At 33.4% G+C, this 18,089-nt stretch carries 14 protein-coding genes; 9 read left to right on the plus strand and 5 right to left on the minus strand.

Going from position 1 to position 18,089, the window contains the following annotated elements; all coding sequences use genetic code 11:
• Positions 1-5: 5 nt before the first annotated feature.
• Positions 6-725, minus strand: coding sequence for a phosphoribosylformylglycinamidine synthase subunit PurQ (gene purQ, locus IPK88_03920; GenBank protein ID MBK8242549.1), 720 nt, complete (start codon positions 723-725; stop codon positions 6-8).
• A gap of 3 nt (positions 726-728) precedes the next feature.
• Positions 729-1,706: a hypothetical protein gene (locus IPK88_03925; protein MBK8242550.1), complete on the minus strand. Its 978-nt coding sequence runs from the start codon at positions 1,704-1,706 to the stop codon at positions 729-731.
• A gap of 110 nt (positions 1,707-1,816) precedes the next feature.
• Between IPK88_03925 and IPK88_03930 the strand changes: the two genes are divergently transcribed.
• The 3 genes from IPK88_03930 to IPK88_03940 all read left to right on the plus strand — a co-directional run bounded on the left by IPK88_03930 (position 1,817) and on the right by IPK88_03940 (position 4,244).
• Positions 1,817-2,791, plus strand: a complete 975-nt coding sequence (locus IPK88_03930; GenBank protein MBK8242551.1) for a polyprenyl synthetase family protein — start codon at positions 1,817-1,819, stop codon at positions 2,789-2,791.
• A gap of 165 nt (positions 2,792-2,956) precedes the next feature.
• Positions 2,957-3,733 (plus strand): Fic family protein, encoded by a 777-nt coding sequence (locus IPK88_03935; protein MBK8242552.1) that lies wholly within the window; start codon positions 2,957-2,959, stop codon positions 3,731-3,733.
• Between the two features lie 103 nt (positions 3,734-3,836).
• Positions 3,837-4,244 (plus strand): GxxExxY protein, encoded by a 408-nt coding sequence (locus IPK88_03940; protein ID MBK8242553.1) that lies wholly within the window; start codon positions 3,837-3,839, stop codon positions 4,242-4,244.
• Positions 4,245-4,278: 34 nt separating this feature from the next.
• Here IPK88_03940 and IPK88_03945 read toward each other — a convergent pair whose 3' ends face one another.
• Positions 4,279-5,616: a cytochrome B6 gene (locus IPK88_03945; protein ID MBK8242554.1), complete on the minus strand. Its 1,338-nt coding sequence runs from the start codon at positions 5,614-5,616 to the stop codon at positions 4,279-4,281.
• Between the two features lie 539 nt (positions 5,617-6,155).
• On the minus strand, positions 6,156-7,193 hold the full coding sequence (locus tag IPK88_03950; protein MBK8242555.1) for a hypothetical protein: 1,038 nt from the start codon (positions 7,191-7,193) through the stop codon (positions 6,156-6,158).
• Positions 7,194-7,355: 162 nt separating this feature from the next.
• Here IPK88_03950 and IPK88_03955 point away from each other — a divergent pair, with 162 nt between their 5' ends.
• From IPK88_03955 to IPK88_03975, 5 genes are all read left to right on the plus strand, one after another.
• Positions 7,356-7,898, plus strand: a complete 543-nt coding sequence (locus tag IPK88_03955; protein ID MBK8242556.1) for a hypothetical protein — start codon at positions 7,356-7,358, stop codon at positions 7,896-7,898.
• 146 nt (positions 7,899-8,044) lie between these two features.
• A complete protein-coding gene (locus IPK88_03960; protein MBK8242557.1) occupies positions 8,045-8,617 on the plus strand; it encodes a hypothetical protein in 573 nt (190 codons plus the stop codon).
• Positions 8,618-9,761: 1,144 nt separating this feature from the next.
• Complete coding sequence (locus IPK88_03965; GenBank protein MBK8242558.1) at positions 9,762-10,304, plus strand: hypothetical protein; 543 nt, start codon at positions 9,762-9,764, stop codon at positions 10,302-10,304.
• A 76-nt stretch (positions 10,305-10,380) separates the two neighbouring features.
• Complete coding sequence (locus tag IPK88_03970) at positions 10,381-10,920, plus strand: hypothetical protein (protein ID MBK8242559.1); 540 nt, start codon at positions 10,381-10,383, stop codon at positions 10,918-10,920.
• Positions 10,921-10,994: 74 nt separating this feature from the next.
• Positions 10,995-15,443, plus strand: a complete 4,449-nt coding sequence (locus tag IPK88_03975; GenBank protein MBK8242560.1) for a T9SS type A sorting domain-containing protein — start codon at positions 10,995-10,997, stop codon at positions 15,441-15,443.
• 767 nt (positions 15,444-16,210) lie between these two features.
• Here the strand turns inward: IPK88_03975 and IPK88_03980 are convergent.
• Positions 16,211-17,245 (minus strand): hypothetical protein, encoded by a 1,035-nt coding sequence (locus IPK88_03980; protein ID MBK8242561.1) that lies wholly within the window; start codon positions 17,243-17,245, stop codon positions 16,211-16,213.
• Between the two features lie 379 nt (positions 17,246-17,624).
• Between IPK88_03980 and IPK88_03985 the strand changes: the two genes are divergently transcribed.
• On the plus strand, positions 17,625-17,933 hold the full coding sequence (locus tag IPK88_03985) for a hypothetical protein (GenBank protein ID MBK8242562.1): 309 nt from the start codon (positions 17,625-17,627) through the stop codon (positions 17,931-17,933).
• Positions 17,934-18,089 lie beyond the last annotated feature (156 nt).

The following is an 18,089-nucleotide window of genomic DNA, read 5'->3' on the forward strand; positions in this document are numbered from 1 at the left end:
ATTGATTAGGCTATCAGCATACTGTGCTCTCTGATCCACTCCAATAAACTTTCGAACAATAGTCGTCCATCGGTATTTCCCAATTCAGCTTCAGAAGCCCGTTCCGGATGAGGCATCATGGCAAAGACGTTACGGGTTTCATTACAAATTCCGGCTATATTCCAATAAGAACCATTAATGTTGGATTCATCATTCACCTGACCATTCTGGTCACAATACTGGAACATGATTTGGTTATTGTCCCTAAGTTGCTTCAGTGTAGCTTCATCTGCAAAATATCTTCCCTCAGCGTGCGCAATGGGAATTTTATAGGCTTTGTTTAAGTCCAGATTATAGGTAAATGGGGTATCGGTATTACAAGGCTTAACATAAATATTTTGGCAAATAAATTTTTGTTTGTGGTTCAACAATAATTGACCCGGCAATAAACCTGCTTCACACAATATTTGAAATCCATTACAAATGCCGAATACATACCCTCCGCTCTGAGCAAATCTGATGACCTCATTCATAATGGGTGAGAATCTGGCAATGGCCCCACATCTTAAATAATCACCAAAAGAAAAACCACCTGGAATGACTATACAATCATTGGGATTAAAATGGGCTAGTGAGGTTTCTTTATGCCAAATTTTAGTTACTTTTTGTCCTAAAACATCTTGGAGCACATAAATCATGTCATCATCACAATTTGACCCTGGAAAGGTTATTACCCCAAATTTCATAGACTACCAATTTTGAAATTGCAAAAATAATGCAGTTAGAACAAATATCAGGTGTAAAGTTTCTTCAAACAGGGAATTTTTAATTTTTGTAATCAACAAGCCCAATAATATGGATAATGGTGTGATAAACATCAGTAAATGACTTACAGAAACTACTTTGAGAAAAAACAGAGAAAACAAACTAATAAACAAACACCAAAAAATCAAATCATAATATTTTTGAATATTAATGGTTCGTTTAATCTGAAAAAAACTAAACTGTATCAGACAAATAATAAATAAGATAAAAATGATTCCAAAGGCCACCCATCCTTTAGATGTCAATTCCATCGAAAACATATAGGGACTAAAATAAGACTTAATCTGAGTATCCATAAAGACTTGATTCAGATTCAACACATAAAAAAGTACAAATACTAAAAAATACACATTGAAAAATCCAAAAAGAATTTGAAAAAATTCACGCAATACAAAGCCTCGAAGAATAACCAGAGCAAGAACTCCAAAAAAAATAAAAATGTAGTAAGGCACATAAAACAAACTGGCCAAACCGATCATAAATCCAAAATTATATAAATGGAAAGGCACATTTTTACGGATGTAAATATCAAAAACAGAATACAGAGCACCGCAAAAAAATAAATTAGCTACCAGTATGGGAGATAAGGCTAAAGTACTGTGATGAAATCCGCATAAAATAATAAAAAAAATACCTGCAAACAATTGTCCCTCGGGATTCAATTTCAGATGAATCACGATGCGATTGATCATGATCGCCTGTATCGCGATAAGTAGGGAAGAAACAATAAATGAAGATTGGATTGACCAGCTTATGGAACCAAATAATTGATGGTATATCCAGTCTGACTCATAGCTCGGTTCTTGAAATTGACCAAGCCAGGTACCCAAATGCAATACCATTGCATAAGGAAAAATTAAGAAGGTGGTAAAAAATAGATTTTTCCTAAAAAGCTGGAGCACGATAGCTTAATTTGCTGCTAAGATAGACTATTTTAATAAAACTGAACAAAGTACCGGAAAGGCCAGTTCTATATATTCAAGGGTTCCATTACCTTTAAGCCTAAATGATCATGAAGACCAGCTTAAATCAAATCAAGTCTCCCATAGAAAACGAACTTAAGTTGTTCGATACCCATTTCAAAAAAGCTATATCCAGCCGAGTTTCTCTACTAGATAAAATCAGTTACTATATCGTCAAAACCAAAGGCAAACAATTCAGACCCTTGATCGCTTTGCTGAGTGCCAAGGTATTTGGACCCATAAATGAGGAATCCTATACCGCTGCCACCATGGTGGAATTACTGCATACAGCTACTTTGGTGCATGATGATGTGGTGGATGAATCTGACCAAAGGCGTGGGTTCTTTTCCATAAATGCATTATGGAAAAACAAGATAGCAGTCCTCGTGGGAGACTATTTATTATCCAAGGGACTCCTTGTGGCCCTGGAAAAAGAGCAATATGCCATGTTAAAGATCCTGTCTGAAGCGGTCAGTGCGATGAGCGAGGGCGAATTGTTACAATTAGAAAAAGCCCGAAGACTGGATATTACCGAGGACATTTATTTTGACATCATCAAACAAAAAACGGCGACCCTAATATCTGCTTCATGTACCTGCGGTGCCATAAGCACTTGTCAAAGTGAAGAATATATACAAACCATGAAACGCTTTGGTCTTAACCTTGGTATTGCCTACCAAATCAAAGACGATTTAATGGATTTATCTGAGCACAATACCGGAAAACCCAAAATTCATGATATCAGAGAAAAGAAGATGACCCTTCCCCTGATCATTGCCCTTAAGAACGCTCCGCACCCTGAAAGCTTCCAGATTATCCAAAGCATTCGCAACCATTCAGAAGACGAGACTGTAATCCGAAAAGCAGTACAATTTATCATCCAATACAACGGTATCAACCAATCCATAGAACGCATGAATGCCTATCGGGATTTGGCGCTTAAAGATCTGGCAACACTTCCATCTAATGATGCTCGTTTGGCCTTAGAACAATTGTGTTACTTTGTTACTGAAAGGGAGAAGTAAAGCTTTAGATTTGGTGGCAAAAAAAATTAATATCTTTGGAAAAAGATGGAGATAAACACATATATTATGGAATCCGATGACTAAAGCAAAAGTTGTTATGAATTAAGCTTAGTAAATGAATTCATTTCTAATAAACCACCTAGAGACCTCACAAGCGTTTAAACAATGACACAATTGCTTACAAAAGAATTTTACAAAACTTATCTATCCTTGTTGGATACAAAACTTGACGATGCGCTAAAGCAAATAAAGGAACATGAATGGAACGTAGAAAATTTCAAATTTTTTACAGCAGTTTCCGTGATGTCATCTTTAAAAATTGAAGGTGAAGAAATGGAAGTAGATAGTTATATAAAACATAAAACACTGAACATAGAATACTTGCCCATACTTACACAGAAACCAAACGATTTGTATGAAGCGTATGAATTTGCAAGAGACCATAAACTTACGAAAATCAATTTTTTAAAATCGCACAGCATAGCGACTAAACATCTATTGCATGAATCTCAACGAGGTGTTGTCAGAACAGGCAATATGATTATTATGGACCAACAAACGAAACGAATCCAATACGAAGCTGCAAGTGCATCCATTGTAAAAAATGAGTTTGAAAAGCTTTGGGATGAATTGGATATATTGTTGCAGACCAAACTCAATACTGAAGAAATTTTTTATTATGCTTCATTGCTACATTTGGTGTTTGTAAAAATTCATCCGTTCAATGATGGTAATGGCAGAACTGCTCGATTACTTGAAAAATGGTTTTTAAGTACTATGCTAGGAGAGCACTTATGGTACATAGGGAGCGAATATCATTACTATAAAAATATTCAATCCTATTATAATAATCTTGCCGGCATTGGTCTATTTTATGAAGAACTACATTATGAAAAATGTTTGCCTTTTCTATTGATGTTACCTCATGCATTGATAATCTAAAATTGTTTTGCAAATGTTAGAAAAAAATAAAACCAAAGGCACTATAAATGAAAGCGCCAGAAAATGTCAGAACCTCAGATTAAAATGATTAAATGATTTTACTATGATTTCAAAGGAACAATATAAATACAGCGATTTAACGGGCAAGATTATTGGCTGTGCGATGGAAGTACATAAAATATTGGGTAACGGGTTTCAGGAAGTGATTTATCAACGAGCATTAGAAATAGAGATGACTTTGCAAGGATTATCTTTTAGTAGAGAACATGAAATGCCCATTTTTTTTAAAAATCACCAAATAGGAACTCGAAGAGTTGACTTTTTGGTGGAAGGTATAATTTCTGTTGAAATTAAAGCAGTTACTAAATTAGAAGATGTACACCTAGCACAAGCAATAAACTATTTGGAAGCCTATAATTTAGAAATTGGCTTGCTCATCAATTTTGGAGCTAAAAGTTTAGAATTTAAACGCTTGATAAATTCAAAGTTTGATAAATCAAATAAATCATAGAATCAGCTAAATCAGTGGTCCAGACAATTTCTGATCACAATGTCTTTATAAAAGCCACTAAATCTTGTTTTTCCAGGGTTGTTAGTTTAATACCTTGTACCAAATTAAAAAACTCCACAACATCTTCCAGTGTCAAAAGCCGACCATCATGCATATAAGGTGGCGTATCCTTAATTCCTCTTAAAGGGAAGGTTTTAATTGGGCCATCAGCTGAAGCCATCATGCCGTTAATCATTTGGGGCTTATAGAAGCGCTCTACTTGCAGATTGTGCATTAGATTATCGGTATAATATGGTGCTTGGTGACAGGTGCCACATTTCGCTGTTCCAAAAAATAATTTTTCTCCATTGAGTTCAGATTTTGTTGCTTTTTCGGGATCCAATCTTCCGTAGATATCTAATTTAGGTGCCGGAGGAAAATCCAGCAAAGCTTGAAATTCACTCATAAAATGAACCTGACTACCACGGTCTAAGATATTCATACCTTTCTTAGCAGCTAAAGTAATATCTCCATCAAAATAAGCTGCACGCTGTTCAAATTCCGTAAAATCCTCAATGGTTTTTAATGCGCGCTGAGACCCAAATAACTGTTGAATATTTAAGCCTCTTAAAGTGGGTACATCTAAGCGATGACGAAATTCCTGGGGGCGAATATCACCAACTAAATGTGTAGCACCATTAGAGTTCCCATTCGTATGACAATCAAAACAGGTCACTCCAAGGCTGGCAATCTCCGATCTACGATCACTGGTAGCATTGAATTGCTGCTGAGGAAATGGGGTGACAAGCAGACGTAATCCTTCCAATTGCTTAGGATTAAGTATACTATCAAATATATCATAATAATTTTTGATGGTCACCAGTTGTCCTTGTGAAACATCCCCTAAGTCAGGTCTGGTTGTAAGGAATATAGGTGCAGGAAATTCCGGAAGAAAATGTTCTGGTAGGTCAAAATCAAGGTCGAATCTGGTCAGATCGCGCCCTTCTTGTTTTTTGATTTCATTAATATGAGATTGGGGAAACAGCATTCCACCTTCAGGATGATTTGGGTGCGGCAAAGGATAAAATCCCTTTGGCCATAATCCTTTTTCTTTAATTTCTTCAGGTCGCATGGCTGCAAGTTGACTCCAGGTAGTGCCTTGAGAAAGTTTTACCCGGATGCCTTTTTGGGTAAACTTTCTTTTTCCAGACATCTGTAGATCAGACACGTTATTGCTTAAGTCGTACCTTTCGCTTAGTACGTTTTGTTGTTTTTTCATTATGCCGCCTTTTTCTGATTTCATTTTCTTCATGATTTCAGCAAAGCCACCATCAGTATTGCTTACCGTAAATGCCATTAGGAATACCAAGCCAACTAGGAAAAATGTTGCCATCAGCTTACTATTCTTGAACATGTGTGTATACTTCATCGTATAAATATTTTTTGTAATTCAAATGTGAACAATCAATATGCAGTATTATGAATCACTTCATTCAGGTGCTGGGGCATAGTATTGACTTCCATCTATTTTACAACTCCCATTAACTAAGATTTATAGCTGATCTGATAAAGAAGATAATCTGATACCTAAGTCACACAGCTACAATTTTGCTCTTGAATGAAATATTCTTAAGGGTACAAAGTTTGATATATACAATGGTTCAGTTGTTACACGCATTGAATTATAAGTTACATGATTCACGGATTAAATAAATTTGTTTACTCAATTAATCGCTGCGCATATATTAAATAATCACCCTGTTCAATTCATTTGAATATACTTGGGCCTGATAATAATTTTGTGCCCATCCTAGTCCATTTCAAAGTGAAATACTTTGATTATGCTAAAAGAAAGAAATTACAATGATCAAGATACGAACACAATGATCAATGTGACCCCAGTTATTAAGTCTATAAAATTTGAACCCTAGGCTAACTGTATTTATAAGCCAGCAATCCTTCAATCTCTCTTCTGCCCTGATCCAATTTCTGCCGATACGTTTGGAATAATTCTACCCGTTCTCGTTCACCCTCATTACTAATCAATGAGCTATGCCTGATCGTGTGTTCCATCCAGACTTTGGTGTAAGCAGTAAATCTTTGGTCAGAAGTTCGTACGAGATTAGGTGTGTCAAACATGGTAAATACGATCTCCATATCCGGTGAACCTACAAAAATGATGTCGGAGGTACTTACCAATTCGTTAATGTACATTTTACAATGTGCTGAATGATCAACTTTTTGACCTCTTTTCAACTTCATAGCTTTTGAGGCCATTAGATTTAAATGATCCAACATATCATATAAATCATCCAATATTTGTAACACGGTAGATTTATCTTGAAATACTCTTAAATGTATAAAATACTTTAATTGATCTAAAGTAATATCAAACATCCTTATATGCCAAATTTCAGTACCTGGAAATGTGAAATACGTTTCAATACTTGCATGAATGGCTTTCTGCATGACATCGTCTCTTTGAAATGCTAAATATTCATAAGCTTTCAATGAATCCCCTATTCTCCAACTGGTATAATTCCATGCATAAATCTTGAAATACAATAGACTGGGAAATAACAAATAATGGAAAATGGGAATCTCATTAGCTTGATAAATATAATTGAGTTCTTTGATTTGGCTAATGGCAGTAACGTGTTTCTGAATATTGAGAAAATAATCCCGATAATGATCGGGCTTCTTACGTATTGCATCACTATAGAATGGAATTGGCGATGCTTTGTGTGATATAAATTGATCCAAAGAAATTTGAAATTCTTTACTTAAAACCAATAAATCTTGAATACTAAATTGTATACCACCCTGAATTTTTTTGTAAGCGGCATTTTCTGAGATACTCAATGTCTTAGCCAGAACGCTTGATAGTTTCTGATTAGGAGCTTTAGACCTAACCTCTTTGAGTATTTTATCTTGAAATACAGTCCACTCTTTAAGCTGCAAATTAGCCATATACGCAATATATTTATTAAAATTTGTAATTATACTACAAAATTGATGCCCAAACATAACGAATATGGAGATATTGTTTAAACAAATATGCAAATATTTATTTTTTGGCTAGAATGAGCTAGTAATTTTACATCATGTTAATTACGAAATACAATAACAGCCATGAAAAAACACCTTAACCACCATTCAATAAGTCTAATCCTTTTCATTATTTATATTCAGTGCACTGAACATAATGACGATCCTTTTGAGGATTGTTTATATGGTTATACCCTTCCAATAAAGACAGATACTGGAGCTAAATCAATTGGCTTTATTTTGGATGGATTGGTTTGGCGACCAAAAGGCTACAGTTTAAGCGGAATTTCTTCTGTAGCTAATAAATTGTCTGGTCATTTTGATAAACAAACGGGAAAATTAAGAATTTGGGCGGCCAAATCTTGCTTTGGTAACACTGGAATTTTTTTCCAATATTACATGAAGAACTTGAACTGTATGTCCAAAAAAAATGAAAAAGTAGGATTTGAATCATATATAAGTGATACAATTATCGGATTATATAAAATAGAATATGTAAATAGCTCATTCGATTATGTCAATTATATTCCAGGAAGAAAGCCATACTGGATAAATTCAAATTTTCACACTTTCATTAAGATATCTTTTCATGATAACAATAAAAGAATTATTTCAGGAACATTTTAATTCGTAGTAATTGATGAATTCAATTCAGATATAATTTACATAACAGATGAATGATTTGATGGTAAATATAAACAAGATGGACTTTGGCAAGGAAGCAATATTAAATTCATATAAATAATCTCACAATTAAATTAAAAATTTATAAAATGAAAAATTTATTCTTATTCTCAATTCTTTTATTCAGCAGCTGTTTTGACTTTTTTGGAGACCCACCAGATTCGATTAAAGAGTGTTATTGCTGCGATGATCTACCAGAAGTCACTTCTTTAGGTGTAGATTCATTTGGCTTCACCTATAATGATACAATATGGATATGTAAAGGATATGGATCATTCGGATTTAGTTTATCTTCAAATCCAAATGTGCCCTATTTCAACCCCGGTAATGATTGCAAGAATGCATTCATAGAAGCCGAAAGATCATGTACTAATTATGAAAATGCATTCCAATCAATTCTGCAAGAAAAATTCAGAATTTCATTTATTTCATTTCCTCAAGATAGCCAAATTATTGTAGTAGACGGTAAGCAGTCAACTATAAATTTTTGGCATACAAAAGGTCATTATATCTCCACGAATAGAAGTAAAGGGTTTATCGCGATAACTGAATTTGACACTTCATCAAGAATAATCGCAGGTCTGTTTTCAGCCAAGTTATTTAGGACTGATGATCTTGATTCTCTCATGATCAAAAATGGAAGATTCGATATAAAGTTTTAAATAGGTCCTATTGAAAAAAGGTCTCCATTGGAGTCCAATTAATTCATCTAAACAAGATTTTATCACAAATTCAATTTTATATTTATGTTTAAACAAATTCAATTTTCGATTTTGCTAATATTGTCTCACACTGTGATTCATTCCCAGCAATCTTCATGATTCTAATTCTAACAATTATCTCCGTATTAATTATCAGGATAAGTACAAAAGAATCATTTCAAGTACTTTCGAATTTGTAGCAATTGATTCAACTTATAAAAAAGATACAATTAAAATTTCAGAAGTTCGTTTTGATGGAAAATATTGATAATAAGGAGCTTTGGCAATAAATAATAAATAAACAACTATAAGAAACTGTAGGCCCTGTTTCTATGAAAAAGTTTTTACACTGACTAATTTTTAAGTATTAGCTTATTATATTCAAGCCAAGATGTACTAAATTCCCAGTTCAAAGCCCGGATCCTAGAGGCCCTAAATATTATGATTAAAAACAGATATCTCCGAGATTTCAGTATGTTAGAATTCCAGAGTATTTTACATTTTCTTATTTCCGTGGCAAGTATCTTACTGATTCTAGATCTGTTTATGATCCTCGAAATGTTATGATGACAGTTAAGCTAAGATCTATGTCTTTTCCACCCAATCCAATATTTCCAATGCTGTATTGTATAATAAAAGAAATAAAATATTGGGTCAATCAAATTTTTCCCTTTTTGGTTTAGTATATTTAAAGTAGGATAGAAATCACCAAGAAACCCTAAAAATCCAATTGACTTAATTTCAGGATGAAAATTCCTAGGATGTCAAATGAAAATCAAATTGTTCTTAAGAGTAATAATGATTTCTTACCGCATCACTTTTTAACAATAAAAAAGATGAGTTAGATTTTTTATTTCCCATACCTTCTATCCCATTAAGTAATAAAATCTCATATGAAAGAATTTAACTTGTGACCATTCCTTTTATTTACATTTATCCATTTACGAAATATGTTCAGAAAAATTTGTAATAAAACTACAAAAAATAAGGCCAAATACATAAAATTTGGACATATTATTTAAACAAATATGCAATTATTTATTTTTTGGCTAGAATTGATAGGTAGTTTTACATTAAATTAACAACAAGTAAAATCTAAATTAATATGAAAAAATTAACTTTATCGGTAATATTAATCTCCATATTATTATCAAGCTGTGATTTTGACTTGGGTTCAGATCCTGTAGATCAAAATAAAATTCCTGAACTTCCACCCTTAACAACAGAAGGGAAAAATACTTTAGGATGTTTGGTGAATGGTAAGGTTTGGGTAGCAAAAGTGCCAATTAATCTATCTGGAGATGTGGCTTTTCAAATGGGTTATGACTCAATCACAGGACATTTTGGTATAAATTCATTATGGGAGAGTCAAGATTATTCAATTCATCAAAGACTTGGATTTGAATCTTATATTAATAATTTAATAGTAGGCAATTATAAATTATACAGAAATCCTGCATTTCCAGATTTTATAGATAAAATTTGGAAATCATATTGGGTAAAATCAAATTTACTAAACCAAATTAATATTCATTATATTAATAAAGAAAAAAAGATCATTTCTGGAACATTTGAATTTACAGTCATAGATACAATCAATGCTGATACTATTAAAATAACTGACGGAAGATTTGATGGAAGATATTGATTTATTAAAATGAGGAACTTGGCAAGGAAGCCTCTTGAATACACTTAAATAATCTAACATTTATAAAAAATACAAAATGAAAAAATTAATCTTTTTATCAATCCTTATACTCACAAGCTGTGTTGACTTTGGCCCAGATCCAGTAGATCCTAATAAGCCATTGGAATTACCACCTATTACAATGGAAGGTAAGAATATTCTTGGATGTAAGGTGAATGGGCAAGTGTGGGTAAGTTCAGTGCCATTTAATTTGTCAGGATATAATTCATTTAGGATGGGTTATGATTCATTAAGTGGCCATTTCGGAATAAATTCTTTATGGATTACTCCTGGAAATGAAATATTCGAGAATCTAAAATTTGAATCAATTGTAATTAATAAATTGGTTGGAGACTATAAAATATTACGAAATATTAATGTCGCTAATTTTATTGATGTTGCTAATATTAATTACAATCAATATTGGATTGATAATACACCAAAGAATAAATTATCAATTACTTACGCAAACAAATTAAAAAACATAATTTCTGGAACATTCGAATTTACAGCAATAGACACTTTACATAATGATACATTGTTTATTACAGAGGGCCGTTTCGATGGGAAATATTAATTAGAAGGGCTTCGGCAAGGAAGCCCCTCTTGAATTCACATAAATAATCTCGTAACTAATTAAAATTATTATATATGAAAAAACTTTTTTACACATTATTCTGTCTGTTCTACTCATTGAGCGGCAATACACAGATAGAAGGGTTGGTCATAGAAAAGTCTTCAGCTCTGGGTGATCAAATTAATCATATAATGGCACCTCTAGATCTAAGTCTGATTACTACCAATGTCTTCTATGACAAAGGTATGGATTTTTTCAATTGGAGGAAGCTTGATGGGAACTTTCCTTCTGACAGCACTACTGTTAAATCTGAACATTGGGGTTTACTCAACTTCCAAGCCGTAAGTAGTTTTATGGGAAATTATTATCCTTTTCCACCTCCTGAAACTTATTTATCGTATATGCAAAATCACAGCGTGACAGGTCCAATTTATCTTGGTCTAATGGCAATTGATTATCAGAGATTCCGTGATGATGCCATAACTGCGAATCTCATTTACTTTGATGCTAAAGACTCTACGCTCAATGATGTGCAAAATCGCAGTGACAGCCCCTATCTACGAGATACTATGCTTTCTTTAGTTGCCTTGAGATACACAACAGAAGGAAAGGATTTGGAATTCATTCTACCAGAAGATATAGTTATGAGCAATATTGGAGTGCCTGATAGTATGTGGATCGACTTTGATGATGGCAATGGCTATACATTAATTGATACTAATCAGATTATCAATATGAGCTATTCAGATTATGGTGTGCATACATTAGTATTCAAGTGCAAAATAAATAATGGGGATCTATTCTACGCGAAGACCCAGATTGAGAATATTCCACAAACTTCGGGTTTAAGTGTACAAATGCCACCAGGATATGATAATGAACCAAATGAAACGCATATTCTCAATCGCGATACAATTAATATCTTCTTCGGTAATCCTTGCAAGAAATTATTGAAACCTATAATTTTCATTGAAGGAATTAATCCTTCTAAATTATTCAGGAATTATTGGTTGGATATGAAATTTAGACTACGTTTTGATAAAGATAATGTTGTACAAATTGTGCAAACCCCAGATTCCAAATCAGCATGGGATAATCTCGCCAAGATGGGTTATGATATTATCTATTACAACTTTGAGCTAGGTGAAGGTGACATTCTAGAGAATAGCAGCCGAGTGAGCAAGTTTATTACTTGGGTTAATGAAGAGAAGCGAAAAAACAAGAGCAATGAGAAGAATATTGTTATTGGTGCTAGTATGGGCGGTGTAGTAGGTTATCATGCCTTAAGAACAATGGAGGTCAGTAATAGCGATCCCGATACTAAGTTTTTAATAACGTTTGACTCACCTCTCAAAGGCGCAAATGTACCGCTTGGACTTCAATGTATGGTAAAGTATTTGGGCAATTATACGGATCCTAATATTTTTAATCCTAAGAAAATTAATGAACATGTTCCAGTTTTAAAAACTTTCGAAGATGTTCTACTTTCAGGAGCTGCGAAACAAATGCTATATTACAATATATACAGTTGTGATTCACTGTATGAAGATACTAATGGAGATGGAATAGACGAATTGTACTTAACTAATTGTGGAAATAGTAAATGGCATGATTCATTCTATGATGCAATAGATAATATGGGACCATTAAATCTTGAACATATACCAATAAGTAATGGCTCTTCCATTGGTGAAAAACAGAAACTCCAAGCCAGCGAACATTACTTACATATAACTGCTAAATCACAAAAAGATGATTTTCTTGGCGCAGTTACAGTTAATACTTGTGATGGATACATTTTGCCAAGTTCTGGAATAGAAACAATCTATTACCATGATATCGAGAAGTACTTTCAAATAATTATTGGAGGGTATTGGGCAAGAGAACGATTGACAATAAAAGCTGATGCTAGTAAGTTTAAAAATTATGATATAGCTCCTGGTGGCATGACAGATTTTGGAATTTCTGATGGTTTAAATCAATTAACATTCGGAAATTCTTCAGCTAAAATAAAATCAAGTCAATCAGCATGGGGCTTTGTCCCAACTGTGAGTGGACTAAATATGCCTATGGGTACAGATCCATTTATAACCATTAACGATTGTGGAACGAATCTGACTGAACGTTGTTATTCGTCAAAAGATGATGTCGCGATCTGTGCTTATTCAAAAACAAATCAACACAATCAAGGCCATGTAAGTTTTAATTCAAAAAATGCTACTTTCATTCTAGATGTCTTATACAATGAAGATGTTACAGAGTTAAGAAATATAAGCGAACTAAAAGATAAGACTTTTAACTTTGGAAGTAATGCAGGATACTCAGGACCCGATCCAATTATTTATAAACCACATTACTGTGGGAATGTGATAGATAGAGATCTAGACATCATTAGTCATGAAGGAAAACTTTGGATTAATCACTATGGTAGAATTGGTTTCACTCAAAAGTTGACGAATCCTAATAATGTCATATCAGGAAGTTATGATGTCAATATTATTAAAGCTTGTAATGACAGTACTATTGTTCATGTATACAATAATGGTGAAATTAGAATTGGAGACAAATTAAATGCCAATAACACTGCCAACCTCAACGTAATGGATAGCGCACGACTCATCGCTAGTTCTAATGGTAAAATCATAATTGATGAAGATTCAAGATTGAATGTTTATTCGGGTGGCATTGTCACAATAGATGCAGGTGGCAAAATTATAGCTGGATATAATGCGAAAATAATAGTAAAAGAAGGTGGTACCCTTCACATTAAAGCTGGCGGTATTCTTGAATTAATTGATAATGGTCAACTCATCGTAGATCAATGGGGAACAATAATTATTGATAAAGATGCTATTCTCAGAATGAAAGATGGAGACCAGACTACCGATGGAAGATGCAATGTAACGATTAGCGCTCGAGGTAAAATGATTTATAATGGTGCCTGGGTTCATGATGGAAATGGATATGTACAATTTAATAGTGAAAACGAATTAATTCAAAATGAAACTTTTTCTGTTACTGGTATTGCTAAAGGTATTCGAACCATAAGGTTGGCACATTCTGCTATATTAAAAATTAATGACAAGGGAATCATTTTGGGTAAAGGAAAAGTAGATTATGAACCACAATCCAGTATCTCAATTGGTGATGATGGATTAGTCAATACAAATATGATGGTATTTAATGGGACTGTTAATTTTGTACCCTCATACTCAGATTTAACTATTGCTTTATCTGGAAATAAGTCTGGAACTATTACAGTAAATAGATCCGATTTCAAATTGTTATTCAAAGGCATACAAGGAGATTTCGATTTTGCAAAAACGTCGACTGGCAATTTATTATTGACTAAATCAATTTTCAATGAAGTGACAAGGCCATTGACAATCATCGGTGCATATAAAGCCAGATTAGATTCTGTATATATTGACAAATCAAATTATTCATCTTTTACAGGAACATATAGAGTTGATAATAATAAAGTCATGGTGAGTAACTCAGCAACTGGCTTTAATATTAATCAAGTAAAATATTTTGTAATTACAAATAGCGCATTCTCACAGAATCAAATTGGGGTCCGAGGAAATTCATCCAATTACTTTGTATATAAAAGCTCCTTTATAAATAATGAACTTGGAATTAGCATTCCTTATGGATCTAATCTTTCAGGTTTAGTAGAATGTGGTTGTTCATCATTTATTGATAATGGAATTAGTATCCATGGCGAGGATGTTTTACTTAGTATTAGCCCACTATCTGCAAATGCATCAGGTCTTTATCCAGTAGGTAATAATAATTTTGTAAGTTCCAGTCTTAGCAATATGCATTTCTATATCTACTTGAATACTAGAAATTATAATTTAGTTTCTGCAGAATACAATTATTGGGGCGGTGGACTGCCACCATCAGATAGTTATTTCTTATCTACAAATGGTGTCACTTCTGATATACCCTTAATATCATATCCGTATCATAATACTTTCAGAGTTGATTGTCCTCGAATTATTCAGGGAATTGGTGGCAATGGAACATGTGGATACAATGGAGGTCCATTTAATCTTCCGTTTAATGATATAAGAGATCAAGCAATACAGTCATTTCACACTGATCAAAGTGAACAAACAGAAACCATGATGCAGGATATAAGTAGCTCACAAAATGATAATTATGCAGCTTCAAGCTCTGACTGCAAATTCACTTATGATTACGCCAGAATATTCACTCAGGTGGCTTTGAATCCAACGAGATTACCTATTTTGAGTGACGCTAATGATTTCACTTTGTTAAATAAGAATATCCATGTTAACCCAAATCCAATCCATGATTTCATGAATATCACAATGCCTAAAGGTGAATATACCATGTCTCTATTCAATGGTTTTGGTAAATTGATATTTAAAAAACAGTTGAATGGCAACTCAATTATTGATACTAAAAGCCTAATAGCTGGACTATATTATTATACAATAACAAATGCTCATTCAAAAATAATTTATTCAAGTAAAGTTGAAAAGTTGAAATAGATTATACCCCTTTTAATAACAAACTATTAGAACAATCTATTATTACACCCTGATGGTGGCAAATGTCATAATATGGCTTTGTCACCATTTTTAATTTTTAAAAATTACATCCATCCTATTCATACAAATTATATGAAGTATATATTAGATTTAAAATTGAATCTATCAAAATGACTAATGTTATAAATACACTATACAATCAACTTAACTTCTTTAATAAAATTCAATTGTTATGAAATCTAAACTGAATAATATTCATATATTCTTATGCCATTGTGATTTATACTTTAGTGCAATATATTTAGGTGTAATGCAGACACTTCCATGGGAGGTCTGCTTGCAGATCAAAGCATCAGCATGTCGAATGAAAAACAAATTTATCTTTTAACTGTGGTCTAATTTATTTTTCACTTCGGTAATAGAATAGGCAATAGAAATCAAAATGAGAATTGTTTTGAGTACACCTTTTTAGACTCAACATTAATAAATTAATACTTAATAAAATGGATACCGTTAACTATATTATAGAAGGTCAATTTGAATTTAAACTTACTAATTTATGTGGTGACACATAAACCATAACAGATGGATATTTTAAAACGAAATTTATTTTTTGATGCAGTCCTCTTTTGATACGTTTGTTGCATCATGTAGTTTCTTTCTTGCAAACGACGGACAACATCATTTCATCCAACAAAGCAAATATTATTCTGGCAAAGTCGAATCAAGTCTAACAATGGACGCACACTACAAATGGGTCTCCATTTTCAATGTTTTTTCAGCCATTTATCCAGTTGCTTTATGCAAGAAAATTCTGGCTTATCATAGGCAATGGGCTCCTCTAATGCATTCCGTAATTCCTGTACGGCCGGTTTAAAATCTACACCTAGGTCTTGGAATTGATCTGCAGCTTCGAGTGCGCGTTCCACTTCTGAGCTGAATTGCCCTTTGTACAGGTTCGAGGGGAGATTACATCTTCGTAAGCCCTCACGAATTAAGCGCGCCTGACTCCATATACCTTTTTCTACACCTCGAGCGAACCGGGCTCTATCATCTACTTCATTGTCTAAAATGTACCGGAAAGCCTCATCTGCTCCGTCACCTTCAAGCGTCTTTAAGAGATCTTCCTGCCAATCGGGTTTACTTTTGATTTTGAGCAGGGCTTTCTCCCGAATAGCTCTAGGCTGATTGTTGCCACTGTAAATAAACAGGGAAGTAATGCCTTTGCTCGCATCACATTCGTCAATCTGCTTTAAAATGCCCATTTCAAAATTGTCCAGTTTGTTGCTTAATTGGCGCCAATTGATGTTCAACTTGGTTACGACCATACCCAAAATAATTGTGGCGAGTATTAGACTGTTGAGGCCAAGCACTCCAGACAGGCCCCACTTAACGAGTTGGGCTGAAACCGTAGCTTTAAGACCATCGTTCAACAATACTGCAGAAGCCATCATCAGGACCAGCGGCGTCAAAACAGTACTCACTAAACCCAGAACAGAAAACATCTTATAACTTCCTCTCATTCCAAGATTCGCTCCTAAGATCATGACCAAAAAACACAACACCAGGATTCCACCATGTGCAAATCGGCCCAGACTAAGCCAGGCATAACCACCGCCTACACCAATAACACAAGCCACCAATGCCATACAGATCCAAAAGGCAGCCAAGAACATGAGCAAGACCCAGGAATAACCGACGCCATAATCCCCTCCCGGCATTTTTTCAAAAAAAGTCATTTTGAATAAACTCCCAGCAGCGAGCAGGGCTAAAAACAAGAGTATATTTCCGGCGATTTGCATGATTGAGCTTTTTGTTTTATGTATTCTATAAATTAGTAATTCGCAAGCAATAATACGGAATTTTAAAAACAGTAATCCTGAAATAATTTGTGCCGATCAATTAGCATTTCTCCTGAATAATATGTGGCTTCTAATATTTGGTTTGTTTTTTAGAACTATGCGCAAATACTAAATAGAATTTAAAACGTTATCTTATTATAGTATTATGTTTTTTATAAATAGATAAAGTAAGCTAAATATTATGAGAGATCAAAAAGTAATCCTAAAATTAGGAATTACATGTCTATTTTTTATGTTTTTTGCAACAAATTGAATTGGTAAAGGTAATAGAGGATATTATTACCTTACGGGTACAGCTTGCGATTATCAAGGCAAACCATTGCAAAATAAAACCTTACAATTAATATATAACGGAGATACTACAAATATTAAAACATCTAAAACAAGTGAGTTTATTGCCAGGATAGAATGGGAAATTCCATGTATGTCTGGAGCAGGTATGTGGCAAGAAAACGAAATAGATAGAGAACGCTTTATCAATAGCTTTAATTCTGAATATTTGATTTTTGTGTATGGAAAAAGGAATCTTAAAGTCGAAAATAGGTATAGAATGTTTACAAATATTTCAAGTTATTACTCAACAAAAGAACAGCTGAGTTATTGCCAAGACTTGAAATTTGATAAATAAGTACTCATAATTTAATTCTTAGAAAATCTCAACAAATTATATTTATTTTTGTGATTATGACCATCATAAGTAAAATGATTTTTATTTTTTGATTCCATCAAATTGTAGATACATTGTAGTTAAAAAAATCGTTGTGTTTAATAGATAGTAATATGT

This window comes from Candidatus Defluviibacterium haderslevense, assembly GCA_016712225.1.
Lineage (GTDB): Bacteria > Bacteroidota > Bacteroidia > Chitinophagales > Saprospiraceae > Vicinibacter > Vicinibacter haderslevensis.